We start from the raw sequence: 23,667 nt of genomic DNA, 5'->3' as shown, positions 1-23,667 counted from the left end.
TCACTTCTGCTTGGCGATGACCTTGTCCTTGATCCCGTCATAGACGCCCTGCGGGATGATCTTCTTCTGCACCAGCTCGTCCTTCCCCTTGTAGGGGCGCCCCTTGATGATCGCGGCGGAGCGGGCGGTGCCGATGCCCGGAAGCTTGTCGAGCTCCTCGGCGCTGGCGCTGTTCAGGTCGAGCAGGGGCGCCTTGGCGGCGTTCGGGGCGCCGGCCACGGGGGCGCTCGGCGCCATCGGCTTGGTCGGGGCGGTGGGCGTGGCGGGCGAAGGGGCCTGAGCCAGGGCTGGCGCGGCCATGAGGGCCGAGAGCACCACGAGGGCGCGGAGGGCGGACGACGTCTTGGAGGAAGCCATGGGGTTTCTCCTGGCAGCAACGGCCCGCTCTGCGGCACCGCAGTCACGCTTTTGGGCCAACTGATTTGAACCCGCGCTTAACGGAAATCGGTCCACAGCCCATCGTCAAATGACCCTGGCACACGAAATAATGACCGGGTTGGATACTTCCCGTTTTTGAAGAGGCGGCCCCCCGTTTCCGGGACTCTTCAAGCGTACGGGTCGGGCGTTCCATGGGACGGGGAAGCGTGAGATGGTTTTCGTCACCGATGCTGCGGGCCTCGTCACGCATCTCGGGCGCCATTGGACCAAGCTCACCGGCCAGACCCTCGCGGAGGCGCGCAACCTCGGCTGGTCGCGGGTCGTCCACCCGGACGACCGCGACACCGTCCGCGATCTCGTGCTGGACGCGATCCGCACCCGGAGCGCCTTCACCGTGCGCTTCCGCCTTCGCACGATCACGGGCGAGTATGTGTGGATCGTCTCCGGCGCGGTCCCGTCCTTCGGGCCGCCCGGCCGGACCTTCCTCGGCTTCCTCGGCTCGTTGATGCCCCTGGACGAGCCCCCCGATGACATCGTGAGGGCGGCCGGCATCCTGAAGCCCCCCGAACCGCCCTGGCAGGACGGATCGCCCCTCGAACGGGCCGCCGATTACCTGCTCGCCGCCCACAGCCTCATCGCGCGGGCGGCGCGGCTGGAGACGTTGGAGGCGGTCGAGATCGCCCTGCGCCGGCTGGGCGAGGATCTGGCCGAGGAAACCGTCAACGATGCCTCCGCCCAGGCGGAGTTTCACTGATCCGTCTTGCGCGCGGAGCGCTCTAGCCAGAACAGGGCGCCGCCGCTATAAGCGCCCCCTCATCCGTATCCTGCGGTGTGCATGGCGACTCCCCTCCGACGGGACTCGCCCGCGCACCGCTTTGTCCGCCGGCATATTCGAAGGATCCTTGCCATGGCCGTTCCGAAGCGAAAGACCTCCCCCTCCCGCCGCGGCATGCGCCGCTCGGCCGACGCCCTGAAGGCGCCGACCTATGTCGAGGACAAGGATTCGGGCGAGCTGCGCCGTCCGCACCACATCGACCTGAAGACCGGCATGTATCGCGGCCGTCAGGTGCTGAAGGTGAAGTCGGCCGAGGCCTGAGACGGCGTCTCGACGCTTCAAGGCGGATGTGATTCCGGAAGAATGGGCGCGGCCTTCCAGGCCAGCGCCCTTTTTCGTGGCCGCTCGCCTCAGGCGAGGAGCCGGGCCATCTCGGCGTAGCGATTCGCCGCGATCTGCGTGCGCACGCTGCGCGACGGCTGAAGGGTCGGATCGGCGCCCACGAGGAGCTGCGCGACGAAGCCGGCTTCCGAGCGCCCGTCCCGCAGGGAGGCGGCGGAGCGCGTGCCGCCCGTCCGCCCGCCCGCGATCAGCGTCAGGGCCCGCGAGGGCGCAGCCTGCTCCTTGGCGACGGCGGCAACCGGACGGATCGCCTCGACCCGTCCCGTTCTGGCACTTCCGACCGGCCCGATTCGTTCCATCGCAGCACCTCTGCCTGCCCTGATGGCTGCAGAAGCAAGCGTGGGGCCGGTGCTAACGTTTCGTCAACCTTTTCGGTTTACGCCGCTCGGCCCTTATTTCCGGGCGAGCTGTTCCAGGCGCGCCTGCATCTCCAGCATCTGCCGCTTGAGATCGTCGAGGTCGCTGCCCTGTGCCGGTGCTGGGGGGCTGGCCGGCGGCACGACCGAGGTGCCGGGAGGGGCGAAGCCCGTGAACATCTTCATGGCATCGCCGAAGAAGTTCATGTTGGTCCGCACCTGCTGCTCGATGGCATGCTGGAAGGCGGAGGGGCCGAAGCTCTGGGAGAACTTCTCGCGCAGGCCGTCCTGGTCGCGGGCGAAGTTCGCCATCGAGAATTCGAGGAAGCTCGGAACCATGGACCGCATGCTGTCGCCGTAGAAGCGGATCAGCTGGCGCAGGAAGGCCACCGGCAGCAGGTTCTCGGCGCCCGCCTTGTTCTCCTGCTCGAAGATGATCTGCGTGAGCACCGAGCGGGTGATGTCGTCGCCCGTGCGGGCGTCGTAGACCACGAAGTCCTCGCCGTTCTGGACCATCGTCGCAAGGTCCTCCAGCGTCACGTAGGTCGACGTGCCTGTATGATAGAGTCGCCGATTGGCGTATTTCTTGATGACGGTCTGAGGCGTCTTCACAGTATCCGCCATCGCAGAACGGCCTTTCTGAACTCGAACAACCTGGGCGTACCGGCGTGAGCCGCCGGTTCACATCGCAGTCGCGATCTCGCGCCCGCACACAAGCATAAGACCTTCCACGAGCGCAGAAAACAGCAAAGTGCCGCCGTCCCGTGCAGAATATTGCATCTGCATTGCGCCGCAGGGGCCGGTGCGCCGCCGCAAGGCGCCGGGCGGGCGTGAACAATCCGGCGCCGTGACCGCCTCCCCCCGTTAGGCTTCTTGACTTCGCTGGTCCCGCGCACTTCATCGCTGGAACGGCATCAGGAAAGGCGCGCGCCCTCTACGCGACGCGCCGGCCGCGAGAGGAGAACGTCATGGCAGGCAGCGAAGAGATCGTCATCGTCGGGGCGGCGCGCACCCCGGTCGGCTCGTTCGGCGGCGCGTTCGGCGCGGTGCCGGCCCACGAGCTCGGCGCGACGGCGATCAAAGCCGCGCTGGAGCGAGCGCAGGTCTCCCCCGACGACGTGGACGAGGTGATCTTCGGTCAGGTGCTCACGGCGGGCGCCGGCCAGAACCCGGCCCGTCAGGCGGCGATCAAGGCCGGCATCCCCGAGAAGGCGACCGCCTGGGGCCTCAATCAGGTCTGCGGCTCGGGCCTGCGCACCGTCGCGGTGGGCATGCAGCAGATCCAGAACGGCGACGCCTCGGTGATCGTGGCCGGCGGACAGGAGTCGATGTCGCTCTCGCCGCACTGCCAGTACCTGCGCGCCGGGCAGAAGATGGGCGACATCAAGCTCATCGATACGATGATCAAGGACGGCCTGTGGGACGCCTTCAACGGTTACCACATGGGCACCACCGCCGAGAACGTCGCGCAGGCGTTCCAGCTCACCCGCGAGCAGCAGGACGAGTTCGCGACCCGCTCGCAGAACAAGGCCGAGGCCGCCCGCAAGGAGGGTCGGTTCAAGGAGGAGATCGTCCCCGTCACCGTGCCGGGCCGCAAGGGCGACACGATCGTCGACACGGACGAGTACATCCGCGACGGCGCCACCGTGGAGACCATGGCCAAGCTGAAGCCGGCCTTCTCGAAGGACGGCACCGTCACCGCCGCCAACGCGTCAGGCCTCAACGACGGCGCGGCGGCCATCGTGCTGATGTCGGCCTCCGAGGCGCAGAGGCGCGGCCTCACCCCGCTCGCCAAGATCAAGTCCTGGGCGACGGCGGGCGTCGATCCGAAGATCATGGGCACCGGCCCGATCCCGGCCTCGCGCAAGGCCCTCGACAAGGCGGGCTGGAAGCCCTCCGACCTCGACCTCATCGAGGCGAACGAGGCCTTCGCTGCCCAGGCGCTCGCCGTGAACAAGGACATGGGCTGGGACGATGCGAAGGTGAACGTGAATGGCGGCGCCATCGCCATCGGTCACCCGATCGGCGCCTCGGGCGCCCGCGTCCTCGTCACCCTGCTCCACGAGATGAAGCGCCGCGATGCCAAGAAGGGCCTCGCGACGCTGTGCATCGGCGGCGGCATGGGCGTGGCGATGTGCCTTGAGCGGCCCTGATCGATTTGTAACGGCGCCCCCTCGACAGCGTTCGAGGGGGCTACAAAAGTTGTCTTGAAGATCGGTGCGAAAAAAATGACGTGCGGACGTCATCCGTACGCAGCACAGATCGTGCGGCTTTAGGAGGAAACACAATGGCTCAAGGACGCGTCGCCCTCGTCACCGGCGGCACCCGCGGCATCGGTGCGGCGATTTCGAAGCGCCTGCAAGACAAGGGCTATAAGGTCGCCGCCAATTACGGCGGCAATGACGAAGCCGCCCAGAAGTTCAAGGACGAGACCGGTATTCCGGTGTTCAAGTTCGATGTCGGCGACATGGCGAGCTGCGAGGCCGGCATCAAGGCGATCGAATCCGAGGTCGGGCCGATCGACGTGCTGGTCAACAACGCCGGCATCACCCGCGACGGCGCCTTCCACAAGATGACCTTCGAGAAGTGGCAGCAGGTCATCAAGACCAACCTCGACTCGATGTTCACCTGCACCCGTCCGCTCATCGACGGCATGCGCACCCGGGGCTTCGGGCGCATCATCATCATCTCGTCGATCAACGGCCAGAAGGGTCAGGCCGGGCAGACCAACTATTCGGCGGCCAAGGCGGGCGTGGTCGGCTTCGCCAAGGCGCTGGCGCAGGAAAGCGCCTCGAAGGGCATCACGGTGAACGTCGTGGCGCCGGGCTACATCGCCACCGAGATGGTGATGGCAGTGCCGGAGGACATCCGGAACAAGATCATCTCCACGATCCCGACCGGCCGCCTCGGCGAGGCCGACGAGATCGCCCACGCGGTCGAATACCTCGCCAGCGACGAAGCGGGCTTCGTCACGGGCTCGACGCTGACCATCAACGGCGGCCAGCACTTCGTCTGAGGATCCAGAGGGCGGGGGCGACAGGCCCCCGCCTTCCTTCATCACTGCGACAGTCGCGCCAGCCAATCCTGCCGGCCATGCAGGACGCGGACGATCAAGATGTGATCGCCCGTGGCGGTATAGACGACGACGTGGGCACCGTAGGGATACAACCGAACGGGCGGCGTGAATTCGTTGCGCAACCGGGCCATATTGGGCTGCGACGCGAGCAGCGCGAAGGTTCGAAAGAGTCCATCCTGATAGCGCTCGGCCCGCGTTACTCCAAAGAGTCGTTCCCCCTGGAGATAGATGCCGACGATATCCTCGTCGGCCTGCTCGGTCGTCCGGTAGCTCACGAGTCGCGGACGGCCGCACGCTCACGGGAGAGACGACGGATGTCTTCTTCCGTTCGGTGGCTGACGCCGCTCTCGAGGCCCCGGTCGATCAGGGACTGAAGCTCCGCGATGGCGCCGAGGCGTTCCTGATCCCGCCGGATCAAGTCGCGGACGTAATCACTGGTATTGCTGTATCGGCCGTTCCTAGCCTGGGCCTCGACCCAATCCTTCATCGGATCGGGAAGCGAGACGTTCATGGTCGCCATGCCGACTCCCTCCACCGCGATGGCAAACTTTGCCAAACTTGAGGGGAAGGCTCAAGTCTCCATCGACGGCATGTCCCGTGCTTGCATGTGGCATCCCACGGGCTCAGGCTAGCCCGGTCGGGCCAGCCGACGGGTCTCGGGCCCTCCCCCCACGCTTCGCACGAGTATCGACGTTGAGAGACTTCTCCCGCCCCGGCCGTTCCCCCGTCCATGCGGCCAACGCCGCCGTGGCGACGTCCCATCCGCTCTCGACGCTGGCGGCCATCGAGGTGCTGCGCGCGGGCGGGAATGCTGTCGATGCGGGCATCGCGGCGGTGGCGGTGCAATGCGTGGTCGATCCGCTGATGACCGGCATCGGCGGCGATTGCTTCGCCCTCTACGCCCCGGCGGGTGCCTCCGTGCCGGTTTCCATCGACGGGTCGGGCCGCGCCCCGGCCGCCGCCACACCGGACTGGTACGCCGAGCACAAGACCGGCATCGCCCCGGATTCCCCCCATGCCGTCACCATCCCCGGCGCCGTCGCGGCCTGGGACACGATGGTGCGCGAGCACGGCACCAAGTCCCTCGGCGAGTTGCTGCAGCCGGCCATCGGCTACGCGGAGAACGGCTTTGTCGTGCAGCCGCGCGTCGGCTGGGACTGGGCGCGCTGCGTGCCGCGCGTGGCAGGCGATGCTGACGCCGCCACCGTTTACCTGCGCGAGGGGCAGGCTCCCCTGATCGGGAGCGTGGTGCGCCTGCCGCGCCTCGCCGCTACCCTGCGGCGGATCGCGGAACATGGGCCGAAGGGCTTCTATGAGGGCCCCGTCGCGCAGGACATGGTGGGCAAGCTCACCCGCCTCGGCGGCCTGCACACGCTGGAGGATTTCGCCCGCGCCCGCGCCGACACGGTGACGCCCGTCGCGACCCGCTATCGCGGCTACGACGTCTACGAATGCCCGCCCGCCGGCCAGGGCCTCGCCGCGCTGATGATGTTCAACGTGCTGGCGCCCTACGATGTCGGCGCGCTGTCGGACCTCGACCGGACCCACCTCTTCGCCGAGGCGTGCAAGCAGGCCTACCATCACCGCGATGCGCTGTTCGGCGATTCCGACCTCGCGAAGGTGCCGATCTCGCACCTGCTGTCGGATGCGTGGCACGCGGCGGCGCGGGGCGACATCGACATGGCCCGCGCCCAGGAGCCGGTGCTCTATCCCGAGGCCGCCGAGACCGTCGCCCACAAGGACACGGTCTATCTCTGCGTGGTCGACCGGGACGGCAACGCGCTCTCCCTCATCAACTCGATCTTCCAGGGGTTCGGCTCCGGCATCTTGGCGCCGGAAAGCGGCGTGCTGCTGCACAATCGCGGCCTGTCGTTCCGTACCGATCCCGGCCACCCGAACAGCATCGGCCCCGGCAAGCGGCCGATGCACACGATCATCCCCGGCATGGTGATGAAGGACGGCCGGGCAGTCGCGCCCTTCGGCGTGATGGGCGGGCATTACCAGGCCATGGGCCATGTCGAGCTGCTGAGCGGCATCCTCGACCGGGGGCTCGACGTGCAGGAAGCCCTCGACGCGCCGCGGAGCTTCGCCTATGGCGGCGGCCTCGAACTGGAGAGCGCCATTCCCGACGCGGTTATGGCGGGACTTGCCGAGCGCGGCCATCCGGTGCTGCGGGCGCCCTTGCCGCTGGGCGGCGGGCAGATCATCTGGATCGACCGGCAGGCCGGCACGCTGTCGGCCGGCTCCGATCCGCGCAAGGATGGCAGCGCGCTGGGTTACTGACACGGGATATCGGATGAACGCCTATTCCTCCCTCGAAGCTCGGTTCGCGCGGCTCTCGGCCGTCGAGGGCGCGGCCGGCATCCTCGGCTGGGACGCGCAGACGCTGATGCCGGAGGGCGCGGCCGAGACGCGCGGCGAACAGCTCGCGGCGCTGCGCGGCCTCGCCCACGAGATCCTCACGGCGCCCGAGACCGCCGACACCCTGGCGGAGGCCGAGCGCGCGGGCGGTCTCGACGGCTGGCCCGCCGCCAACCTCACCGAGATGCGCCGGGCCTACATCCACGGGGCGGCGGTGCCCCGCGACCTCGTGGAAGCGGAATCGCGGGCGCGGTCCCGCTCGGAGATGGTCTGGCGGGAGGCCCGCCGGGACGCGGATTTCGCCCGCCTCGCCCCCTACCTCGCGGAACTGCTGCGGCTGGAGCGCGAGATCGGGCAGGCCAAGGGGGCCGTGCTTGGCCTCGATCCCTACGACGCCCTGCTCGACGGCTACGATCCGGGGATGCGCCGGGCGGTGATCGACCCGCTCTTCGCGGATCTCACCGCGTGGCTCCCCGGCCTGATCGCGCAGGCGCGGGCGCGGCAGGAGGCGGCGGGCGCGCCCCTGCCCCTCGATGGCCCCTTCCCCATCGAGACCCAGCGGCAGCTCGGCCTGACGCTGATGCGGGCGCTCGGCTTCGACGAGGGGCGCGGGCGGCTCGACATCAGCCTCCATCCGTTCTGCGGCGGGGCCACGGACGACGTGCGCATCACCACCCGCTACGACGAGGGCGACTTCTCCCGCGCGCTGTTGGGCGTGCTGCACGAGACCGGCCACGCCCTCTACGAACAGGGCCGCCCGGCCGCGTGGCGCCACCAGCCCGTGGGATCGGCGCGGGGCATGAGCCTGCACGAAAGCCAATCGCTGATCGTGGAGATGCAGGCCTGCCGCAGCCGCGAGTTCCTGACCTACCTCGCCCCGCTGCTGCGCGAGGCCTTCGGCCGCTCAGGCCCCGCCTGGGAGCCGGAGAACCTGTTCCGCCTCTACACCCGCGTCGAGCCGGGCTTCATCCGGGTCGATGCCGACGAGGCGACCTATCCGGCCCACATCCTGCTGCGCTACCGGCTGGAGACGGCGATGATCGCGGGCGACCTCGCGGTGGCCGACCTGCCGGGCGCGTTCAACGACGGGATCCACGAGTTGCTGGGGCTCACCGTGCCGAACGACCGGCTCGGATGCCTTCAGGACATCCACTGGCCGAGCGGAGCCTTCGGCTACTTCCCGACCTACACCCTCGGGGCGCTGGCGGCGGCGCAACTGTTCCGCGCGGCGAAGGACGCGGAGCCGGCCCTGCCGGGCTGCCTCGCGGAGGGCGATTTCGGCCCGCTGCGGGAGTGGCTGCGGACCCATATCCACGAGCGAGGCAGTCTGCTTTCCACCGACGCGCTCCTGAGCGACGCGACCGGCTCACCGCTCGGGACGGCGGCGTTCCGGTCGCATCTGGAGGCGCGCTACCTGGGAGCGTGAGCCCCCATCGCGCGCCGCGCGATCAATCGCAGCTCTCCTTATGGACGGTCTTGCGATCGCCCATGTCGTTGGTCTTCGTGACGGTCTTCGAGGAACAGCCGTCGCTGCTCTCGCGGGTCTCGACGGTCTTGCTCTCGGTGGACGGGCGGTCGATCACGATGGTGTCGGGGCGGTCGCGCTCGATGACGGTGGTCTGGGCGGCGGCGAAATGCGGCGTCAGGCCGGCCAGCAGAAGCGCGGCGGCGGGGACGAACAGACGCATGGTGGGCTCCTTGCAATCACAGGTGCCCAGCAACGGTGAACGCCCGAATACGGTTCCGCTTACTGGCCGGCCCGAAGGTCACGCAAGAAGTGGATCAGTATTCTCGCTCCTTCCTCCGGCGCCCCGGCATTGTCGATGGTCAGATCCGGCTCGACGCTGGCCTGCCGGGCGAGGCGGGCCGAGAGGTCGCCGTCCTGCGCCCGCGCCCGCGCCGCGAGCCGTTGCGCCAGCACCTCAAGCGGCGCGGTGATCTTCACCACCTGCGTGCCGGGGTAGCGGGACCGGGCCTCCGCCACGATCCGGCGGGAGACGTTGCTCACCACCACGCGCCCGCCGCGCGCGAGGCGACCGCAATGGGCCGGCAGGGCATAGCCGAGCCCGTGCGCCCGCCAGGACAAGGCGAAGCGCCCCTCCGCCTCGGCGCGGGCGAAGGCGTCGTCGTCGATGGGCGCGTTGTCCTCGTCGGCCGAGGGCGGGCGCGTGACGAGGCGCTGCGGGAAGACGATGCTGGGCTCGTCGGCCAGCGCCTCCCGCGCCATGCGGATCAGCGTGTCCTTGCCCGCTCCGCTCGGGCCGACGACGAGGACGAAGCCCATCACACCACCCGGAGGCCGGCGCGCCACACCTCGCGCATCACCGGGATGCCGGCGGCGAGGCGCACGCGGGCGAGGTCGGCGCGCAGGCCGGGCCGCAATTCGCCCCGGTCAGTGAGGCCCGTAGCGCGGGCGGGGTTGGCCGTCACCGTGGCGATGGCCTCGGGCAGGCCGATGCCCGCCACCCGCTCGGGGATCACGAACGCGGCCATGGCGAGGCTCGCGGGCACGTAATCCGAGGACAGGATGTCGAGGAAGCCGGCCTCCGCGAGGTCCTGCGCCGCGACGTTGCCGGAATGCGAGCCCCCGCGCAGGAGGTTCGGCGCCCCCATCATCACGGTGATGCCGCGCCCGTGGGCGGCCTCGGCCGCCTCGCGGGTGGTGGGGAATTCGGCGAGCGCCACGCCCTCGCCGGAGGCGAGATCGACATCGCCCAGCGTGGTGTCGTCATGGCTCGCGAGCGGAATGCCCTTCGCCTGGGCCAGCGCCACGAGGGCCGGGCGGTTCACCGCGTTGAGCGCCCGGCCCTTCTCGATCTTCCAGGCGGTCGCCTTGCGGATTTCGTCGAGGGAGCGACCTCCGCGCGTGGCGTAGGTCTCGTACTTGCCGATGTCCCGGAACTGCCGCTGGCCGGGGGTGTGGTCCATCAGCGAGATCAGGTCGATCGTGTAGCGGGCCGCGAAGGTTTCGACGGTGGAGATCACGTCGTCCGAGGGCAATTCGCAGCGCAGATGCGTGCGGTGCTCGGCCCGGAGCAGGTCGCCCTGCCGCGCCGTGTCGATGGCCTGCGCGAGGGCGTCGAGTTCGGGGCCGAGCCCGCTGCCGTCCGGGTCGCTGCCCGCGCGCAGGGAATCGAACACCGTGGTGATGCCCGATGCCGCGATCTGCGAATCGTAGGCGAGGACGGCGCCAAGGGGATGCCAGCGCACCTTCGGCCGGGGGGCGTAATGGCTCTCGAGGTGGTCGGTGTGCAGCTCGATCAGGCCGGGGATCAGGTGGTCGCCGCCGAGGTCGAGGCCGCGCTCCGGCGCCCGCCCCTCTCCGATCTCCGCGATGCGCCCGTCGACCACCGCGAGCCAGCCGTGCTGCACCCGGTCGGGCAGCACGAGGGTGGCGTTCTCGATCACGAAATCCTTCATCGAAGTCCCGTCCTTGCCCGTCATGCCGCCCGCGCCGTGCCGAACGCGGTCACGTCGATGATCCGCCCGCCGATGGCCTCGCGCATGGCCGCATCGTGGACGATGCCGAGGATCGCAGCGCCCGCCCTCCGGCGCTCGGCGATGAGATCCGCCACCACGGCGCGGTTCTCCGCGTCGAGGGAGGCGGTCGGCTCGTCCAGCAGGAGGATCGGCCGGGGCGCGATCAGCCCCCGGGCGATGTTCACCCGCTGCTGCTCGCCGCCGGAGAAGGTCGCGGGCGGCAGGCCCCACAGCCGCTCCGGCAAGTTCAGCCGGGCGAGGAGGTCGCCCGCCCGGTCGCGGGCCTCGCCCTCGGACAGCCCGCCCTCGCGGCCCGCCGCCTCGACCACGTCGCGGGCCGACACGCGGGGGATCACCCGCAGGAATTGCGAGACGTAGGACATGGTCCGCGCCCGGAGCGCCAGCACGTCGCGGGGGGCGGCGCGGGCCACGTCCACCACGCGCTCGCCGTCGCGGACGAGGATCGCGCCGGAATCGCAGCGATAATTGCCGTAGGCCATGCGCAGCAGCGAGGACTTGCCCGCCCCGGACGGCCCCCACAGCACGGCGCATTCGCCGGGCGCGACGGAAAAGGTCGCGCCTAAGACCACCGGCAGCACGGTGCCGCCGCGCAGGTGCAGGGTGAAGCTCTTGGCGACGTCGCGGAAGTCGAGGGCGGTGGTCATGCGGCGAGCACCGAGGAGACGAGGAGTTGGGTGTAGGCGTCGGCGGGGTCGTCCAGCACCTGATCGGTCAGGCCGGTTTCAACCACCTTGCCCGCACGCATCACGGCGATGCGGTGGGACAAGAGCCGCGCCACGGCGAGGTCGTGGGTGACGATGACGACGGCGAGGCCGAGTTCGCCCGAGAGCCGCCGGATCAGGTCGAGGAGGCGTGCCTGCACCGAGACGTCGAGCCCGGAGGTCGGCTCGTCCATCAGCACGAGGCGCGGCGCGGTGACGAGGTTGCGGGCGATCTGCAACCGCTGGCGCATGCCGCCGGAGAAGCGCGTCGGCGGATCGTCGATCCGGTCGGCGGCGATCTCGACGCGGTCGAGCCAATCGAGCGCCTGGGCGCGGATGTTGCCGTAGTGGCGCTGCCCGAGCCCCATCAGGCGCTCGCCGACATTGCCGCCGGCCGAGACCGCCATGCGCAGGCCCTGCGCCGCGTCCTGCCGGACGAAGCCCCAATCGGTGCGGGCGAGCGCCCGGAGTTCCGCCGGGCCGATCTCCCCGAGCGAGCGCACCCGGCCCTCCCGATCGCGGTAGCGGACCTCGCCGCCATCCGGGGCCAGTTCGCCCGCGAGCATCGAGAGTAGGGTCGACTTGCCCGAGCCCGATTCCCCGACGATCGCCAGCACTTCCCCCTCGGTGACGTCGATGTCGACGCCATCGCAGGCCTTACGGGGGCCGTAGGACTTGGTGAGGCCGTGAGCCGAGAGCAGCGGGGTCATCGCGCGTCCTCCCGGCGGGTCTCGCAGGCATCGGTGTCGGAGCAGATGTACATCCGCCCGCCGGCATCGTCGGTGACGACCTCATCGAGGTAGTGCCCGCGCGCCCCGCACAGGGCGCAGGGCTCGGTGAAAGTCTGCACCCGGAACGGATGGTCCTCGAAATCGAGGCTGCGGACTGTCGTGTAGGGCGGCACGGCATAGATCCGCCGCTCGCGCCCCGCGCCGAAGAGTTGGAGCGCCGGACAATCGTCCATCTTGGGGTTGTCGAATTTCGGCGTCGGCGACGGGTCCATCACGTAGCGGCCTGCCACTTCCACCGGATAGGCGTAGGTGGTCGCGATGTGGCCGTGGCGGCTGATGTCCTCGTAGAGCTTCACGTGCATCAGACCGTATTCGGCCAGAGCGTGCATCTGGCGCGTCTCGGTCTCGCGCGGTTCGAGGAAGCGCAGGGGCTCCGGGATCGGCACCTGATAGACCAGCGTCTGGCCCTCGTGCAGCGGCGTCTCGGGGATGCGGTGGCGGGTCTGGATGACACTTGCCTCGGTGGTGCGGGTGGTGGTGGCGACGCCTGCGGTCTTGGCGAAGAAGCGGCGGATCGAGACGGCGTTCGTCGTGTCGTCGGCCCCCTGGTCGATGACCTTGAGCACGTCCGACCGGCCAAGGATCGCCGCCGTCACCTGCACGCCGCCCGTACCCCAGCCGTAGGGCATCGGCATCTCGCGGGAGGCGAAGGGCACCTGATAGCCCGGCACCGCCACCGCCTTCAGCAGCGCCCGGCGGATCATCCGCTTGGTGCCCTCATCCAGATAGGCGAAGTTGTAGGCCTCGCTCATTCCGCAGCCTCCCGCCCGGCTTCGAACTCGGTGCGCAGGCGGCGCACCAGTTCGAGTTCCGCCTGGAAATCGACGTAGTGGGGCAGCTTCAGGTGCTCCACGAAGCCCGTCGCCTGAAGGCTGTCGCAATGGGCCAGGACGAATTCCTGGTCCTGCGCCGGGCTCGCCAGGGGCTCGCCCAACTCGCCCGCCCGCAAAGCCCGGTCCACCAGCGCCATGGCCATGGCCTTGCGCTCGCTCTGGCCGAAGACCAGCCCGTAGCCCCGCGTGAATTGCGGCGGCACCACGCGCGAGCCCTTGAACTGGTTGACCATCTGGCACTCCGTGACCTGCACGGTGCCGAGCGGCACGGGGACGCCCAGCTCCTCCGGCACGAACTCGACCTCGACCGTGCCGACCCGGATCTCGCCCACGAAGGGGTGGGTGCGCCCGTAGCCGCGCTGGGTCGAATAGCCGAGCGCCAGGATGAAGCCCTCGTCGCCCCGCGCCAGGGCTTGCAGCCTCGTCGCCCGGTCGCAGGGGTAATCGACCGGCTCGCGGGTGATGTCGGGCAGCGGCGTGCCGTCGTCCTGCGGCGAGGGCTCGATCAGCCCGTCCCGCCCGAGGAGATCCGTCACGCGGGGCGTCGATGCGGCGTCCTCGCGGGGCTCGGCCTCGGCCGCCGCCTCGGGGTCGCCGTCCCCGGCGAGGGCGAAATCCACGAGGCGGTGCGTGTAGTCGAAGGTCGGCCCCAACACCTGCCCGCCGGGCAGGTCCTTGAAGGTCGCGGAGACCCGCCGCCGCAGGGCCATCGCCCCCGTGTCGAGGGGCACCGAGGCGCCGAAGCGCGGCAGCGTCGTGCGGAAGGCGCGCACGAGGAACACCGCCTCCACCACGTCGCCCCGCGCCTGCTTCAGCGCCAGCGCCGCGAGGTCGGGATCGTTGAGCGAGCCCTCGGCCATCACCCGGTCCACCAGCAGGGCCATCTGCTCGCGGATCTGCGCGACGGTCAGTTCCGGCACCGCCGGATCGCCCCGGCGCACCTCCGCGAGGAGACGGTGGGCGTTGTCGATGGCGGCTTCGCCGCCCTTCACGGCTACATACATCGGCTCAGCCCTCCACGGCGGTCGAGCGCGGCAACCCGGCCACGCGGCCGGGCGCTGTGAGCAGGCCATCGACCCCGAGGGGGAAGCCGGCATGGTTCTCCCGCAGCGCGCCGGGCCAGCCCGGCGGCATCGGCGCCAGCGCGAGATCCGCCGTGCCGCGGATGCCCGGCCCGGTGAAGCGCAGGCCCGCCCCGGTATCGAGGGCATCCAGCGCGAGGACGAGCGTGGTCGAGCCGTCGGGATAGGCCGGCGTGCCTTGCGCGAAGGCGGCGAGCGGCGGGCAGCGCCCCGCTTCCCGCACGAAGGCGAAGGCGGCCCGCGCCGGATCGTCGGTCAGCGGCGCCCCGGTGTGGAAGCGCAGATACGCGGCGACCTCGGGGGATGCGGCCAGCGCGGGATCGAGCCAGACCGGCGTGTCGCCATCGGTCAGCGCTAGGGCGATGGCCGCGAGTTCGGGCGTCAGGGGCTGCGGCGGATCGAGGTGCGTTGAAATGGCGTGGATCGTCCCCGGCCGGGCCAGGGCGTCGAGCACGGCGCGGAACACGCCCTGCGCGTCGTGGACGGGATCGCGGAAGCCAGGGCGCAGCATCTCAATCCTCCCCACGGGCGAGCGTCAGGAAATCGACCCGCGTCGCGGCGATGCGCCGGGCCTCTGCGGCCTGCTCCTCGGCCTGCCGCCGGGCGACGGGGGCAAGCGCCGCCTCGACCCCCGCACGGTCGCCCTGCCAGAGGGCGTCGAGGATGGCGGCCTGCCGGGCGCGGCGCCGGTCGCGGCCGAGATGGTAGGCGAAGCCCGTCCGCCCATCGGCCAGCCGCACGGCGGCGCGGGTGACGCTGACCTCCCCGAGGTTGAAGGGCCGCCCGTCGCCGCCGATGCGGCCGGTGGCCATCACCAGCCCAATTTCCGGCGCGCGCAGGTCCTCGGCCTCCGGGGCGCCGAGCCCGATGAGGGCGCGGGCGAGTTCGTCCGCCGTCGCGGCGGTGCAGAGGGCCATGACGCTCCTGCGCGCCTCCGTCCCCGCGTCCCGATCAGCCACGTCCATGACGACCTCCGTGCTTGTCTATATGTGTAGACAACTGGCGCCGGGAGCGCAAATGAAGTTTGTATGACGCCGCTGTTCCAGGAGGGCGGGGCCTGCGTGAGTGAACCGGTCGAAGCGTTGAGCCGTGGGGCGGGTCTCGCCGCGTGGCGGCAGATCGCGGATGCCCTCGAATCGGAGATCGCGGCGGGCAAGTTGGCGCAGGGGACGCAGCTTCCCACCGAGGCGGTGCTGGCCATGCGCTTCGGCGTGAACCGGCACACCGTCCGCCGGGCGCTGGGGACGCTCGCCGAGCGGGGGCTGATCCGCGCGAGCCAGGGGCGCGGCACCTTCGTGGAGGCACCGCCCCTCGCCTACCCGATCGGCCGGCGCACCCGCTTCTCCGAGATCGTCACCGGGGCCGGGCGGGAACCCTGGGGCGATCTCGTGGCCCAGGCGGAGGTCCAGGCCGACGCCGAGGGCGCGGCGTTGCTCGGCATCGGCGAGGGCGCCCCGCTGATCGAACTCGTCACCGTCCATAGGGCGGACGGCGTGCCGCTCTCCACCGCGCGGACATGGCTGCCCCTGCCGCGCTTCGCCGGCTTCGCGGAGGCCTATGCGGCGTCCGGCTCGATCACGCGGGCGCTCGCGGCCTGCGGCGTGCCCGACTACACCCGCCTCTCGACGCGCATCCGCGCCCGCCTCGCCGACCCGGCCGAGGCCGCCCGGCTCGATCTGACGCCGGGGCGCGTGGTCATCGTCGTGTCGAGCGTGAACGTCGACGGCGCGGGCGTGCCGGTGCAGGCCAACCGGGCGGTCTTCGCGGCGGACCGGGTGGAAGTGGTGGTGGGCACCTAGGCCCCCGCTCACCGCGCCGCGCCACCGATGATCGCCCGGCGCAGGCGCCCGGAAACCCAATCGATCACCGCGACGGTCACGAGGATCATCAGCACCAGGAACGCGACCTGCTGCAGTTCCAAGACGCGGATCAGTTCCGTGAGGTACTGGCCGATGCCGCCTGCCCCGACGATGCCGATGATCGTCGCGGAGCGGGTGTTCGACTCGAAGAAGTACAGCACCTGGCTCGCCAGCACCGGCAGCACGCCGGGGATGAGGCCGAAGCGGATGCGGTGGAGCGCCGAGCCGCCCGAGGCGACGACACCCTCGGCGGGCCTCCGGTCGCAGGTTTCGATGGCCTCGGAGAACAGTTTGCCGAAGGCCCCGACATCCGAGCACGCGATGGCGAGCGCGCCAGCGAAGGGGCCGAGCCCGACGACATTGATCCAGATGAGCGCCCAGATCAGCACATCGACCGAACGGATCACGTCGAGCCCCCGTCGCACGGCGAACCGCGCGAACGGGTTCGGCACCACGTTCCGCGCCGCCAGGAAGGCCACGGGGAAGGCGAGGATCGCCGCCGTGAGCGTGCCGAGGAAGGCGATGCCGAGAGTTTCCGCGAGCGCGTGGAGGAACACCCCGAAGCGCCCGCCGGCGCTCGGCGGCAGCATCTCCAGCGCGAAACCGCCGAGACGCCCGAGGCCGCCGAGGATGCGCGCCAGCGAGAATTCGAGCGCCCACATCCCGTAGGCGGCGAGCCCGAGGACGGCGCCGAGCACCGCCAGGAGGCGCAGGCGGCCCGCGATGTCCGTGCGGAACTGCTCCGGATGGCGGGCGCGGATCACATCCAGTTCGGCGAGCGCCGTGGCGCGCAGGGAGGACGGGGTGCGCCCGGTCATTGCGTCCCCTCCGCGCCGATCAGGTGATGGCGCAGCTTCTCGGTGCCGAGATCGATGGCGAAGACGGTGAGCACGATCAGCAGGAGGATCGCGCTGACGTCAGAGTAGTAGAAGTTGCGAATCGCGATCAGCAATTCCTGCCCGATCCCGCCCGCGCCGACGAACCCCATCACGCCCGCGCCGCGCACGTTGATCTCGAAGCGCAGCAGCGCGTAGGAGGCGAAGTTCGACAGGACCTGCGGCAGCACGGCGAAGCGCACCGTCTCGACCCAGCTCGCCCCCGTGCCGGTAAGCCCCTCGACCGGCTTCATGTCGATGTTCTCGACCACCTCTGAGAACAGCTTGCCGAGCGCACCCGTGGTGTGGATCGCCAGCGCCAGCACCCCGACCATCGGGCCGAGGCCGAAGGCGATGACGAAGATCAGCGCGAAGACGATCTCCGGCACCGTCCGGCAGATTTCGAGGTAGCGCTTGGCGGCGAAGCGCAGGGCGGCGCTTCGCACGAGGTTGCCCGCCGCGACGAAGCACAGGACGAACCCGCCGACCGCCCCAAGCAGGGTGCCGAGATAGGCCATCAGCAGCGTCTCGCCGAGGAGCTTCAGCCATTTCGGCAGGCCCCAATACCATTCGGCGACATCCTCCCCGAGATGGGCGGGCCGCAACACCGGCAGGATCTGGCCGAGATAGGCCGTGAACTTGTCGATGTTGGCGGCCAGCAAGAGGGGGCGCACCTCGGCCGCGTAACCGGCGAGGACGACGAGCACCGCCATCACCGCGAGCCCGATGAGGACGCGCCGCCGGGCGCCCGCCCGCTCGGCGGCGTAACGTCCGACAAGGTCGGCGGCCCGCTGGGGCGGAAGGGGCGTCAGGCGGCGCAAGGCTGTATCACGACTTCCGGCGCTGCTCGTCGTTGAACTTCAGCATGTCGATGATCGGCTGGTAATCCTTCAGCGTCACCGGGGTGAGGCCCTTGTCCTTGCCATCGGACAGGCGGTCGAAGGCGGCCTTGTCCTTGGTCGGCAGCGCCTCGAAGGCGGTGCGGAGCTTCGTCTTCAGCTCGGCCGGCAGGGAATCCAGCATCGCGAAGGGGCCTTCCGGCAGGAACTCCGACTTGAACACCACGCGGAAATCCGATTGCTTCATCGGGCTGCCGTCGGCGTTCTTGAGCACGCCCTTGGCCACCATGCGCGTGACCATGGTGTCGTCCTCGGCATTCCAGAGGTTCGCCGCCGCGTCGGCGGTGCCCTGGGTGAGCGCGAGGACGGCGTTCTCGTGGCTGCCGGCGAAGACCGTCTTGCCGAAGAACTTGTCCACCTCGTACCCGGCCTTCTTCAGGAAGAAGCGCGGGGCTTGGTTGCCGGAGGTGGAGTTCGGATCGACCAGGGCGAGGTTCTTGCCCTTCAGATCCTCGATCGTCTTATAGGGGCTGTCGGCCTTCACGTAGATGACCGAGTAATAGCCCGAAACGCCGGTCTCATGCTTCTGGTTGACGATGGGCTCGATCTTCACGCCGGTCATCACCGCGCGGGCGAAGGAGGCCGGGCCATAGAAGGCGATCTGGATGTTGCCGGCGCGCTGGCCCTCGATCACCGCCGCGTAGTCGTTGGCGACGCGCAGCTTCACCGGCACGCCGACTTCCTTGGTCAGGTACTCGGTGAGCGGGGCGTAGCGGTCGGTCGTGCCGGAGGCGTTCTCGGCCGGGATCACGGCGAGGGTCAGCTCGGGATATTGCGCCTTCCAGTCATCCGCCGCCTGGGCCGCGCCGCCGAAGAGCCCGAACGCCAGGGCGGCGCCGGTGAGAAACCGTCTCGTGATCATCGTGAATCTCCGTTCGCAAATCGGCACCCGGCCTGAAGGCCGGGCGCATCACGGGGCGTTTCCTCGTGTCCGGTTCTCAGGCGCCGAGCGCGGCTTCGCGGATCGGGCCCGCCGGGATCGGCATGGGCGGGAAGGGGGAGTTTCCCGCCGCGTCGTCGTCCAGCACCTCGCCGGCCTCCAGGCCGTAGAGGCGGCGCGCCACGTCCTCGGTCAGGTCGAAGCCGCGCCCGTCGAACACCACCCGCCCGGCCACCAGCCCGACGAGGCGGTCGCAATAGGCGCGGGCGAGATCCAGCGAATGGAGGTTGCACACCACGGTGATGCCGTAGCGCTTGTTCACCTCCGCCAGGGCATCCATCACGAGGCGCGTGTTGCGCGGATCGAGGGAGGCGACGGGCTCGTCCGCCAGGATGATCTCCGGCTCCTGCACCAGGGCGCGGGCGATGGCGACGCGCTGCTGCTGGCCGCCGGAGAGCTGGTCCGCCCGCACGGCGGCGAACTGGCCCATGTCGAACCCGTCGAGGGCGGCGAGCGCCATGGCGCGGTCGGCCTCGGACCACAGCCGCAGGAGCGAGCGGTGGCTCGGCACATGGCTCAGCCGGCCCATCAGCACGTTGGTCATCACGTCGAGCCGGCCGACGAGGTTGAATTGCTGGAAGATCATGGCGCAGCGCGCCCGCCAGTCGCGCAGGCGCCGGCCGCTGAGGGCGGTGACGTCCGTGCTGCCGTGCAGGATGCGGCCGGAACTCGGCTCGGCGAGGCGGTTGACGAGGCGCAGCAGCGTTGACTTTCCCGCGCCCGACCGGCCGATCACCCCGACGAAGCTACCCGGCTCGATCCGCAGGGACACCCCGTCCAGGGCACGGCGATCACCGTATTGACGCGTCAGGTTGTCGATGACCAGCATTCGGGAATCCGGAAATAACTGGGTTCCGTAGACACAGCTTGCACGACACTTGGATGACGATTGCCGGCGAAGTATTCCAAGGTATTGTTAGCCGCCTTCGAAAGGAATGCGCGCCAGCAGCCGGAACGGCGCCTGTCCGTCCTGGCGCAGGATGCCGAGGGAGCGGATCGTGAGCGGCCCGGCGCCGCTGTCCCGGAATGCCTCCGTCAGACGGGCGTGCCAGTCGGCCTGCGCCTCCTCGGGAAGGGCGTCGGTGAGGGTCATGTGGAAGCGGAATTCCTCGAAGACGTGCGGATAGCCCCAGGCGTCGAGGAGCGCGCGGGCGCGGGGGCTCAGCCGCTCCGGCCGGCGCTTGGTCCGCTCGGCCTCGGTGAGGGGCGCGCGCAGCGGCTCGAACGCGGCGACGCATTCCGCCGCGAACAGCCCGAGGGCGGGCGGCGGCGCCACCGGCACCAGCGCGAGGAAGCGGCCCAGCGCCGCCACCGCTAGAGGCCCCACCTCGACCGGCGGATGCGCGGCCGCGAGCCGTTCGGCCATCGCCAGCAGGGCGGCCTCGTCCACCCCAGCGGCGAGGCGCATCGGCGCCTTGAGCGTCGCGTGGAAGCCGTAGACCCGCGCACCCGCCGTGACCTCCGCGAGGCCGGGCTCCTGCGGCACGGCCTCGCCGGAGGCGCTGTCGTAACCGAGCACGGCCCGGCCGAAGGCCTCCAGCGCCGAGCCCGGTTCCGGCAGCGCGTAGATCGCGTAGCGGGGTTCGCTCATCGGGTGGCTCCGGGGCTGAGAAGAAGCCTCTCGCCCATGCGCAGCCGCGCGCCCTCGCGCAAGCCCGGCGCGAGGGTGTAGCCCGGCGGGGCCAGCACCACGATGGTCGAGCCGTGCTCGAACCAACCCATCTCCGCGCCCTTCGTCAGGTGCGCGGAGCAGGGAAGCGTGCGCTCGCCCGTCGCCCGCAGATCGTTCCCCTCGGCCAGGAAGCCGAGCTTCAGCCCGGCCACGAGGATCGCCGCCACCGGCACGAGGGTCATCGCCGCCCCGTCGTCCAGGCGCACGCGAATCACCGCCCGCTCGTTGCGGCAGAACAGGGCCTCGACGCGCTTCAGGGCGATGGGGTTCACGTTCCACGTATCGCCCCAGAGGTGGCGCACCGAATCGACCCGCAGATCGGCGGGGGCGTGGAAGCGGTGGTACATCCCCGCCGTCAGGCGAAGCGTCGCGTAGGCACAGCCCTCGTGGGCGCGGGCCAGGGCCTCGTCCTGCAGAAGGTCGGCGAGGCGATAGGCGCTGCCCTTCACCTGCAGCACCTGCCCGGCCGAGACGGTGCCGTTCGCCCCGAGGATCGCGTCGGAGGGGCTGACCAATACGGCGGGGTCCGGGTCCACGATCCGCGCGCCGGGCCGCAACTCGCGCACGAAGGCGTCGTGCAGGCTCTTGAAGCGCGTCTCCTTCGCGTCGGAAAGATCGACGTCGCAGAACAGCCTCCACAGGAAGAGGGAGGCATCCCGCACCAGAGGCTGCTCGATGCGGCTGACTCGGCCCATGGCCTGGGTGGCGAGGCGCCGGGGGAGGCGGTTGGTGAGAAGGAAGTTCAGGTCTTCCTGCGCGCCGATTCGGCCCAACGCGGTGCGAAGCGTCATCATCGCGTGAACCGTTCCCGTTAGCCGCGACCGTGATGGACGCGCTTCTCACTTCCCTGTCGGCCGCCGCGGCGGTCGCCCTCGCCCTGCCGCCCACCGTGCGGCGCCTTCAGCTCTCGCGAGCGAAGCACCCGTCGCTGACCGGCCATGCCCGGATGGCCCGGCGAATCGCCCGCCAGATCCCAGCCTATGCCTACGATTCACGACAGTTCTTCCGCGCTGACGATCCGGCCGAAGCGGTGGCGCAGGCCCGCGAGGCCGCCTTCGCCCGCCTGTCGGACGAGTTCCGCACGCGCTTCGCCAAGAGCCGCGCCGAGACCGAGAACGTCCGCGCCGGCCTCTCGGACCTGCAATTCACCGGCCTCTACCGGGTGCCGTTCCAGTTCGCGGAGCCCGTCCGCCGGAATCTCGGCGCGGGCGCCTTCATGGCCGCCTCGAACGGGGTCACGATCACCGATCTCGACGGCAACGCGTTCCACGACCTCGCCGGCTCCTACGGCGTGAACCTGTTCGGCGTCGATTTCTACCGGGCCTGCCTGGAGGACGGGGCCGCCCGCGTCGCGGCCCTGGGGCCGGTGCTCGGCTCGCTCCACCCGGTGGTGGCCCACAACGTCGCCCGGCTGAAGGCGCTCTCCGGCCTCGACGAGGTGTCGTTCCACATGTCCGGCACCGAGGCGGTGATGCAGGCGGTGCGGCTTGCCCGCTACCACACCGGCAAGCGCCGGATCGTCCGGTTCTGCGGCGCCTATCACGGCTGGTGGGGCGACGTGCAGCCGGGCATCGGCAACCCTGTCGCGGCCAACGACACGCTGACGCTGGCCGAGATGTCCGAGCGGACGTTGCATGTCCTCGCTACCCGCAAGGATGTGGCCTGCGTCCTCGTGAATCCGTTGCAGGCCCTGCACCCGAACGCGGGCGCCCCGTCCGATTCGGCCCTGGTCGACAGCGCCCGCAAGGCGCATTTCGACCGCGCCGCCTACACGGAATGGCTCGCCAAGCTGCGCGAGGTCTGCACCAAGCGCGGCATCGTTCTCATTCTCGATGAGGTCTTCCTGGGCTTCCGCCTCGCGAAGGGCGGCGCGCAGGAATACTTCAACGTCCGCGCCGACCTCGTGACCTACGGCAAGACGCTCGGCGGCGGGTTGCCGGTGGGCGTGCTCTGCGGCCGGGCCGACCTGATGCGCCGCTACCGCGAGGACAGGCCGGTCGACATCTGCTTCGCGCGCGGCACCTTCAACGCCCATCCGCAGGTGATGGGGGCCATGGCCGCCTTCCTCGACAGGCTGGACACGCCGGAGGTCGCGGCGCTGTACGACGGCCTCGACGCCACCTGGGACGGGCGGGCCGCCGCGCTGAACCGGCGGCTGGAGGAGGCGGGCCTGCCGGTGCGGGTCGCCAACCTCTCGACGGTCTGGACCGTGCTCTACACCCGGCCCTCCCGCTACAATTGGATGCTGCAATTCTACCTGCGGTCGGCGGGGCTGCACCTGTCCTGGGTCGGCACCGGCCGGCTGATCTTCAGCCTCGCCTATGGCGAAGCCGAATTCGCCACCGTGGCCGAGCGGTTCCTCGCCGCCTGCGCGGCGATGAAGGCCGACCGCTGGTGGGACGGGCCGGAGACCACCGACAAGGCGATCCGCCGCTCGGTGCTGAAGGAAGCGGCGCGGGTGCGGCTCGGGCTGGCGCCGAGGGCCTGACACGAAAAAGCCCCTCCCCCCGCGAGGGGGAAGGGGCGCAGTCCCGTGAGGAATGGATCAGGCGTGGTGTTCGGCCTGCTCTTCCTCGTCGATCATCTCGCCCTGGAGCAGCCGCAGCGGCGCCTTGTGGTAGAGCTTGATGTCGTGGAACGGGTCGGTGAGGATCTTGGTCGCCCAGACCACGCCGGTCTGCACACTCTGTTGGATGCAGAGCTGGCCGACGCGGAAGAGCAGGCCACCGAGCGCCAGCCACAGCCAGACCCAGCCGACATTGTGCACCACGCCGGACCAATCCGCCGCCGGGGTGAGCAGGCCGAAGAAGCTCGGGCTGAAGTACAGCGGCAGGGGCGACAGCACCCAGATCGAGAGCAGCACGATCTTACGCTGCAGGTTGTAGCCGACCTTGATCTCTTCCTTGTGCTCGTGGGTCGCGTGGTTGACGTGATCGTAGCCCTTCGGCTCGAAGAACAGATGCCCCGCCTGACGGCTCGTCATCGCCAGGAGCCAGCCGACCAGGGCGGCCTTGGCCGGATCCTTGAACGCCAGCACGTAGGCCACCAGGAAGCAGATGGCGCTGACCACGTGCAGGCTCTGGTTGATGAGGTTGTGGTGATAGTAGCGGTGGTCATCCCATCGCTGGGTGCGCAGCGCTTCCCTGAAGCTGGCCATGCCTCGACA

Annotated in this window: 29 protein-coding genes; 8 read left to right on the top strand and 21 right to left on the bottom strand. The window is 70.1% G+C overall.

Annotated elements, in window-relative coordinates:
- Positions 1-357 (bottom strand): ComEA family DNA-binding protein, encoded by a 357-nt coding sequence (locus AAHF99_RS04005; protein WP_243958700.1) that lies wholly within the window; start codon positions 355-357, stop codon positions 1-3.
- 232 nt (positions 358-589) lie between these two features.
- Here AAHF99_RS04005 and AAHF99_RS04000 point away from each other — a divergent pair, with 232 nt between their 5' ends.
- Complete coding sequence (locus tag AAHF99_RS04000) at positions 590-1,132, top strand: PAS domain-containing protein (RefSeq protein ID WP_342162758.1); 543 nt, start codon at positions 590-592, stop codon at positions 1,130-1,132.
- Positions 1,133-1,285: 153 nt separating this feature from the next.
- Positions 1,286-1,474 (top strand): 50S ribosomal protein L32, encoded by a 189-nt coding sequence (rpmF, locus tag AAHF99_RS03995; protein ID WP_003601373.1) that lies wholly within the window; start codon positions 1,286-1,288, stop codon positions 1,472-1,474.
- A gap of 89 nt (positions 1,475-1,563) precedes the next feature.
- On the opposite strand, the gene AAHF99_RS03990 is transcribed toward rpmF, so the two are convergent.
- The gene (locus AAHF99_RS03990) at positions 1,564-1,854 is read right to left on the bottom strand and encodes a hypothetical protein (protein WP_342162757.1); all 291 of its coding nucleotides are present in this window, start codon (positions 1,852-1,854) and stop codon (positions 1,564-1,566) included.
- Positions 1,855-1,947: 93 nt separating this feature from the next.
- Complete coding sequence (gene phaR, locus AAHF99_RS03985) at positions 1,948-2,535, bottom strand: polyhydroxyalkanoate synthesis repressor PhaR (protein ID WP_243958706.1); 588 nt, start codon at positions 2,533-2,535, stop codon at positions 1,948-1,950.
- Positions 2,536-2,879: 344 nt separating this feature from the next.
- On the opposite strand from phaR, the gene AAHF99_RS03980 reads away from it, so the two are divergent.
- Both AAHF99_RS03980 and phbB read left to right on the top strand, forming a co-directional pair.
- Positions 2,880-4,064 (top strand): acetyl-CoA C-acetyltransferase, encoded by a 1,185-nt coding sequence (locus tag AAHF99_RS03980; protein WP_342162756.1) that lies wholly within the window; start codon positions 2,880-2,882, stop codon positions 4,062-4,064.
- A 134-nt stretch (positions 4,065-4,198) separates the two neighbouring features.
- A complete protein-coding gene (gene phbB / locus AAHF99_RS03975; protein ID WP_342162755.1) occupies positions 4,199-4,927 on the top strand; it encodes an acetoacetyl-CoA reductase in 729 nt (242 codons plus the stop codon).
- Positions 4,928-4,968: 41 nt separating this feature from the next.
- Here the strand turns inward: phbB and AAHF99_RS03970 are convergent, their stop codons facing one another.
- Together AAHF99_RS03970 and AAHF99_RS03965 are read right to left on the bottom strand one after the other, a co-directional pair.
- Positions 4,969-5,262 carry a type II toxin-antitoxin system RelE/ParE family toxin gene (locus AAHF99_RS03970; RefSeq protein ID WP_342162754.1) on the bottom strand — a complete coding sequence of 98 codons (294 nt, stop codon included), beginning with the start codon at positions 5,260-5,262 and terminating at the stop codon, positions 4,969-4,971.
- Positions 5,259-5,507, bottom strand: coding sequence for a type II toxin-antitoxin system ParD family antitoxin (locus tag AAHF99_RS03965; protein ID WP_243958714.1), 249 nt, complete (start codon positions 5,505-5,507; stop codon positions 5,259-5,261). The genes AAHF99_RS03970 and AAHF99_RS03965 overlap by 4 nt, the downstream gene beginning before the upstream one ends.
- Before the next feature lie 173 nt (positions 5,508-5,680).
- Here AAHF99_RS03965 and ggt point away from each other — a divergent pair, with 173 nt between their 5' ends.
- Complete coding sequence (gene ggt, locus AAHF99_RS03960) at positions 5,681-7,270, top strand: gamma-glutamyltransferase (protein WP_342162753.1); 1,590 nt, start codon at positions 5,681-5,683, stop codon at positions 7,268-7,270.
- A 13-nt stretch (positions 7,271-7,283) separates the two neighbouring features.
- Complete coding sequence (locus tag AAHF99_RS03955; RefSeq protein WP_342162752.1) at positions 7,284-8,774, top strand: carboxypeptidase M32; 1,491 nt, start codon at positions 7,284-7,286, stop codon at positions 8,772-8,774.
- A 22-nt stretch (positions 8,775-8,796) separates the two neighbouring features.
- Here AAHF99_RS03955 and AAHF99_RS03950 read toward each other — a convergent pair whose 3' ends face one another.
- From AAHF99_RS03950 to phnG, 9 genes are read right to left on the bottom strand one after another with little or no spacing between them, the layout of a single operon-like run.
- Positions 8,797-9,036 (bottom strand): hypothetical protein, encoded by a 240-nt coding sequence (locus AAHF99_RS03950; RefSeq protein ID WP_342162751.1) that lies wholly within the window; start codon positions 9,034-9,036, stop codon positions 8,797-8,799.
- 59 nt (positions 9,037-9,095) lie between these two features.
- Entirely contained in the window at positions 9,096-9,632 is a 537-nt protein-coding gene (gene phnN / locus AAHF99_RS03945; RefSeq protein WP_342162750.1) for a phosphonate metabolism protein/1,5-bisphosphokinase (PRPP-forming) PhnN, read from the bottom strand.
- Positions 9,632-10,768: an alpha-D-ribose 1-methylphosphonate 5-triphosphate diphosphatase gene (locus AAHF99_RS03940; protein WP_342162749.1), complete on the bottom strand. Its 1,137-nt coding sequence runs from the start codon at positions 10,766-10,768 to the stop codon at positions 9,632-9,634. Before AAHF99_RS03940 ends, phnN begins: the two co-directional genes overlap by 1 nt.
- A gap of 20 nt (positions 10,769-10,788) precedes the next feature.
- Positions 10,789-11,493 carry a phosphonate C-P lyase system protein PhnL gene (phnL, locus tag AAHF99_RS03935; RefSeq protein ID WP_342162748.1) on the bottom strand — a complete coding sequence of 235 codons (705 nt, stop codon included), beginning with the start codon at positions 11,491-11,493 and terminating at the stop codon, positions 10,789-10,791.
- Entirely contained in the window at positions 11,490-12,260 is a 771-nt protein-coding gene (gene phnK / locus AAHF99_RS03930; protein WP_342162747.1) for a phosphonate C-P lyase system protein PhnK, read from the bottom strand. Before phnK ends, phnL begins: the two co-directional genes overlap by 4 nt.
- A complete protein-coding gene (locus AAHF99_RS03925; RefSeq protein WP_342162746.1) occupies positions 12,257-13,093 on the bottom strand; it encodes an alpha-D-ribose 1-methylphosphonate 5-phosphate C-P-lyase PhnJ in 837 nt (278 codons plus the stop codon). Before AAHF99_RS03925 ends, phnK begins: the two co-directional genes overlap by 4 nt.
- Positions 13,090-14,178 carry a carbon-phosphorus lyase complex subunit gene (locus AAHF99_RS03920; RefSeq protein WP_342162745.1) on the bottom strand — a complete coding sequence of 363 codons (1,089 nt, stop codon included), beginning with the start codon at positions 14,176-14,178 and terminating at the stop codon, positions 13,090-13,092. Before AAHF99_RS03920 ends, AAHF99_RS03925 begins: the two co-directional genes overlap by 4 nt.
- Before the next feature lie 4 nt (positions 14,179-14,182).
- Positions 14,183-14,767 carry a phosphonate C-P lyase system protein PhnH gene (gene phnH / locus AAHF99_RS03915; protein ID WP_342162744.1) on the bottom strand — a complete coding sequence of 195 codons (585 nt, stop codon included), beginning with the start codon at positions 14,765-14,767 and terminating at the stop codon, positions 14,183-14,185.
- A gap of 1 nt (position 14,768) precedes the next feature.
- Positions 14,769-15,221: a phosphonate C-P lyase system protein PhnG gene (gene phnG / locus AAHF99_RS03910; protein WP_342162743.1), complete on the bottom strand. Its 453-nt coding sequence runs from the start codon at positions 15,219-15,221 to the stop codon at positions 14,769-14,771.
- A 63-nt stretch (positions 15,222-15,284) separates the two neighbouring features.
- Between phnG and phnF the strand changes: the two genes are divergently transcribed.
- On the top strand, positions 15,285-16,055 hold the full coding sequence (gene phnF / locus AAHF99_RS03905) for a phosphonate metabolism transcriptional regulator PhnF (RefSeq protein ID WP_342162742.1): 771 nt from the start codon (positions 15,285-15,287) through the stop codon (positions 16,053-16,055).
- Between the two features lie 8 nt (positions 16,056-16,063).
- Here phnF and phnE (AAHF99_RS03900) read toward each other — a convergent pair whose 3' ends face one another.
- The 6 genes from phnE (AAHF99_RS03900) to asd form a co-directional block, all read right to left on the bottom strand.
- Positions 16,064-16,933 carry a phosphonate ABC transporter, permease protein PhnE gene (phnE, locus tag AAHF99_RS03900; RefSeq protein ID WP_342162741.1) on the bottom strand — a complete coding sequence of 290 codons (870 nt, stop codon included), beginning with the start codon at positions 16,931-16,933 and terminating at the stop codon, positions 16,064-16,066.
- Positions 16,930-17,811 carry a phosphonate ABC transporter, permease protein PhnE gene (gene phnE, locus AAHF99_RS03895; RefSeq protein ID WP_342162740.1) on the bottom strand — a complete coding sequence of 294 codons (882 nt, stop codon included), beginning with the start codon at positions 17,809-17,811 and terminating at the stop codon, positions 16,930-16,932. Before phnE (AAHF99_RS03895) ends, phnE (AAHF99_RS03900) begins: the two co-directional genes overlap by 4 nt.
- A 7-nt stretch (positions 17,812-17,818) precedes the next feature.
- The gene (phnD, locus tag AAHF99_RS03890; RefSeq protein ID WP_342162739.1) at positions 17,819-18,751 is read right to left on the bottom strand and encodes a phosphonate ABC transporter substrate-binding protein; all 933 of its coding nucleotides are present in this window, start codon (positions 18,749-18,751) and stop codon (positions 17,819-17,821) included.
- Positions 18,752-18,827: 76 nt separating this feature from the next.
- Positions 18,828-19,658, bottom strand: a complete 831-nt coding sequence (gene phnC, locus AAHF99_RS03885; RefSeq protein ID WP_342162738.1) for a phosphonate ABC transporter ATP-binding protein — start codon at positions 19,656-19,658, stop codon at positions 18,828-18,830.
- Positions 19,659-19,745: 87 nt separating this feature from the next.
- Positions 19,746-20,420, bottom strand: coding sequence for a DUF1045 domain-containing protein (locus AAHF99_RS03880; RefSeq protein ID WP_342162737.1), 675 nt, complete (start codon positions 20,418-20,420; stop codon positions 19,746-19,748).
- Positions 20,417-21,292: an archaetidylserine decarboxylase gene (asd, locus tag AAHF99_RS03875; protein WP_342162885.1), complete on the bottom strand. Its 876-nt coding sequence runs from the start codon at positions 21,290-21,292 to the stop codon at positions 20,417-20,419. The genes AAHF99_RS03880 and asd overlap by 4 nt, the downstream gene beginning before the upstream one ends.
- A gap of 35 nt (positions 21,293-21,327) precedes the next feature.
- On the opposite strand from asd, the gene AAHF99_RS03870 reads away from it, so the two are divergent.
- Complete coding sequence (locus tag AAHF99_RS03870; RefSeq protein WP_342162736.1) at positions 21,328-22,989, top strand: aminotransferase class III-fold pyridoxal phosphate-dependent enzyme; 1,662 nt, start codon at positions 21,328-21,330, stop codon at positions 22,987-22,989.
- Between the two features lie 57 nt (positions 22,990-23,046).
- Here the strand turns inward: AAHF99_RS03870 and AAHF99_RS03865 are convergent, their stop codons facing one another.
- Positions 23,047-23,658, bottom strand: a complete 612-nt coding sequence (locus tag AAHF99_RS03865) for a hypothetical protein (protein ID WP_243958755.1) — start codon at positions 23,656-23,658, stop codon at positions 23,047-23,049.
- Positions 23,659-23,667 lie beyond the last annotated feature (9 nt).

The sequence above is a fragment of the Methylobacterium litchii genome (assembly GCF_038442315.1).
Lineage (GTDB): Bacteria > Pseudomonadota > Alphaproteobacteria > Rhizobiales > Beijerinckiaceae > Methylobacterium > Methylobacterium litchii.
Note: the sequence above shows the minus strand (reverse complement) of the source record. Positions and strands in the feature narration are given on the sequence as shown.

What these genes read in the sequence shown, in the direction of transcription:
- AAHF99_RS03950 (WP_342162751.1), bottom strand. Translation starts at nt 9,036, where the DNA reads ATGCGTCTGTTCGTCCCCGCCGCCGCGCTTCTGCTGGCCGGCCTGACG.
- phnF (WP_342162742.1), top strand. Translation starts at nt 15,285, where the DNA reads ATGACGCCGCTGTTCCAGGAGGGCGGGGCCTGCGTGAGTGAACCGGTC.
- AAHF99_RS04000 (WP_342162758.1), top strand. Translation starts at nt 590, where the DNA reads ATGGTTTTCGTCACCGATGCTGCGGGCCTCGTCACGCATCTCGGGCGC.
- phnK (WP_342162747.1), bottom strand. Translation starts at nt 12,260, where the DNA reads ATGACCCCGCTGCTCTCGGCTCACGGCCTCACCAAGTCCTACGGCCCC.
- AAHF99_RS03865 (WP_243958755.1), bottom strand. Translation starts at nt 23,658, where the DNA reads ATGGCCAGCTTCAGGGAAGCGCTGCGCACCCAGCGATGGGATGACCAC.
- AAHF99_RS04005 (WP_243958700.1), bottom strand. Translation starts at nt 357, where the DNA reads ATGGCTTCCTCCAAGACGTCGTCCGCCCTCCGCGCCCTCGTGGTGCTC.
- AAHF99_RS03925 (WP_342162746.1), bottom strand. Translation starts at nt 13,093, where the DNA reads ATGAGCGAGGCCTACAACTTCGCCTATCTGGATGAGGGCACCAAGCGG.
- AAHF99_RS03955 (WP_342162752.1), top strand. Translation starts at nt 7,284, where the DNA reads ATGAACGCCTATTCCTCCCTCGAAGCTCGGTTCGCGCGGCTCTCGGCC.
- phaR (WP_243958706.1), bottom strand. Translation starts at nt 2,535, where the DNA reads ATGGCGGATACTGTGAAGACGCCTCAGACCGTCATCAAGAAATACGCC.
- phbB (WP_342162755.1), top strand. Translation starts at nt 4,199, where the DNA reads ATGGCTCAAGGACGCGTCGCCCTCGTCACCGGCGGCACCCGCGGCATC.
- asd (WP_342162885.1), bottom strand. Translation starts at nt 21,292, where the DNA reads ATGACGCTTCGCACCGCGTTGGGCCGAATCGGCGCGCAGGAAGACCTG.
- AAHF99_RS03980 (WP_342162756.1), top strand. Translation starts at nt 2,880, where the DNA reads ATGGCAGGCAGCGAAGAGATCGTCATCGTCGGGGCGGCGCGCACCCCG.
- AAHF99_RS03940 (WP_342162749.1), bottom strand. Translation starts at nt 10,768, where the DNA reads ATGAAGGATTTCGTGATCGAGAACGCCACCCTCGTGCTGCCCGACCGG.
- phnL (WP_342162748.1), bottom strand. Translation starts at nt 11,493, where the DNA reads ATGACCACCGCCCTCGACTTCCGCGACGTCGCCAAGAGCTTCACCCTG.
- phnD (WP_342162739.1), bottom strand. Translation starts at nt 18,751, where the DNA reads ATGATCACGAGACGGTTTCTCACCGGCGCCGCCCTGGCGTTCGGGCTC.
- phnE (WP_342162741.1), bottom strand. Translation starts at nt 16,933, where the DNA reads ATGACCGGGCGCACCCCGTCCTCCCTGCGCGCCACGGCGCTCGCCGAA.
- AAHF99_RS03990 (WP_342162757.1), bottom strand. Translation starts at nt 1,854, where the DNA reads ATGGAACGAATCGGGCCGGTCGGAAGTGCCAGAACGGGACGGGTCGAG.
- phnC (WP_342162738.1), bottom strand. Translation starts at nt 19,658, where the DNA reads ATGCTGGTCATCGACAACCTGACGCGTCAATACGGTGATCGCCGTGCC.
- phnN (WP_342162750.1), bottom strand. Translation starts at nt 9,632, where the DNA reads ATGGGCTTCGTCCTCGTCGTCGGCCCGAGCGGAGCGGGCAAGGACACG.
- AAHF99_RS03920 (WP_342162745.1), bottom strand. Translation starts at nt 14,178, where the DNA reads ATGTATGTAGCCGTGAAGGGCGGCGAAGCCGCCATCGACAACGCCCAC.
- AAHF99_RS03880 (WP_342162737.1), bottom strand. Translation starts at nt 20,420, where the DNA reads ATGAGCGAACCCCGCTACGCGATCTACGCGCTGCCGGAACCGGGCTCG.
- AAHF99_RS03870 (WP_342162736.1), top strand. Translation starts at nt 21,328, where the DNA reads ATGGACGCGCTTCTCACTTCCCTGTCGGCCGCCGCGGCGGTCGCCCTC.
- rpmF (WP_003601373.1), top strand. Translation starts at nt 1,286, where the DNA reads ATGGCCGTTCCGAAGCGAAAGACCTCCCCCTCCCGCCGCGGCATGCGC.
- AAHF99_RS03965 (WP_243958714.1), bottom strand. Translation starts at nt 5,507, where the DNA reads ATGGCGACCATGAACGTCTCGCTTCCCGATCCGATGAAGGATTGGGTC.
- phnH (WP_342162744.1), bottom strand. Translation starts at nt 14,767, where the DNA reads ATGCTGCGCCCTGGCTTCCGCGATCCCGTCCACGACGCGCAGGGCGTG.
- phnG (WP_342162743.1), bottom strand. Translation starts at nt 15,221, where the DNA reads ATGGACGTGGCTGATCGGGACGCGGGGACGGAGGCGCGCAGGAGCGTC.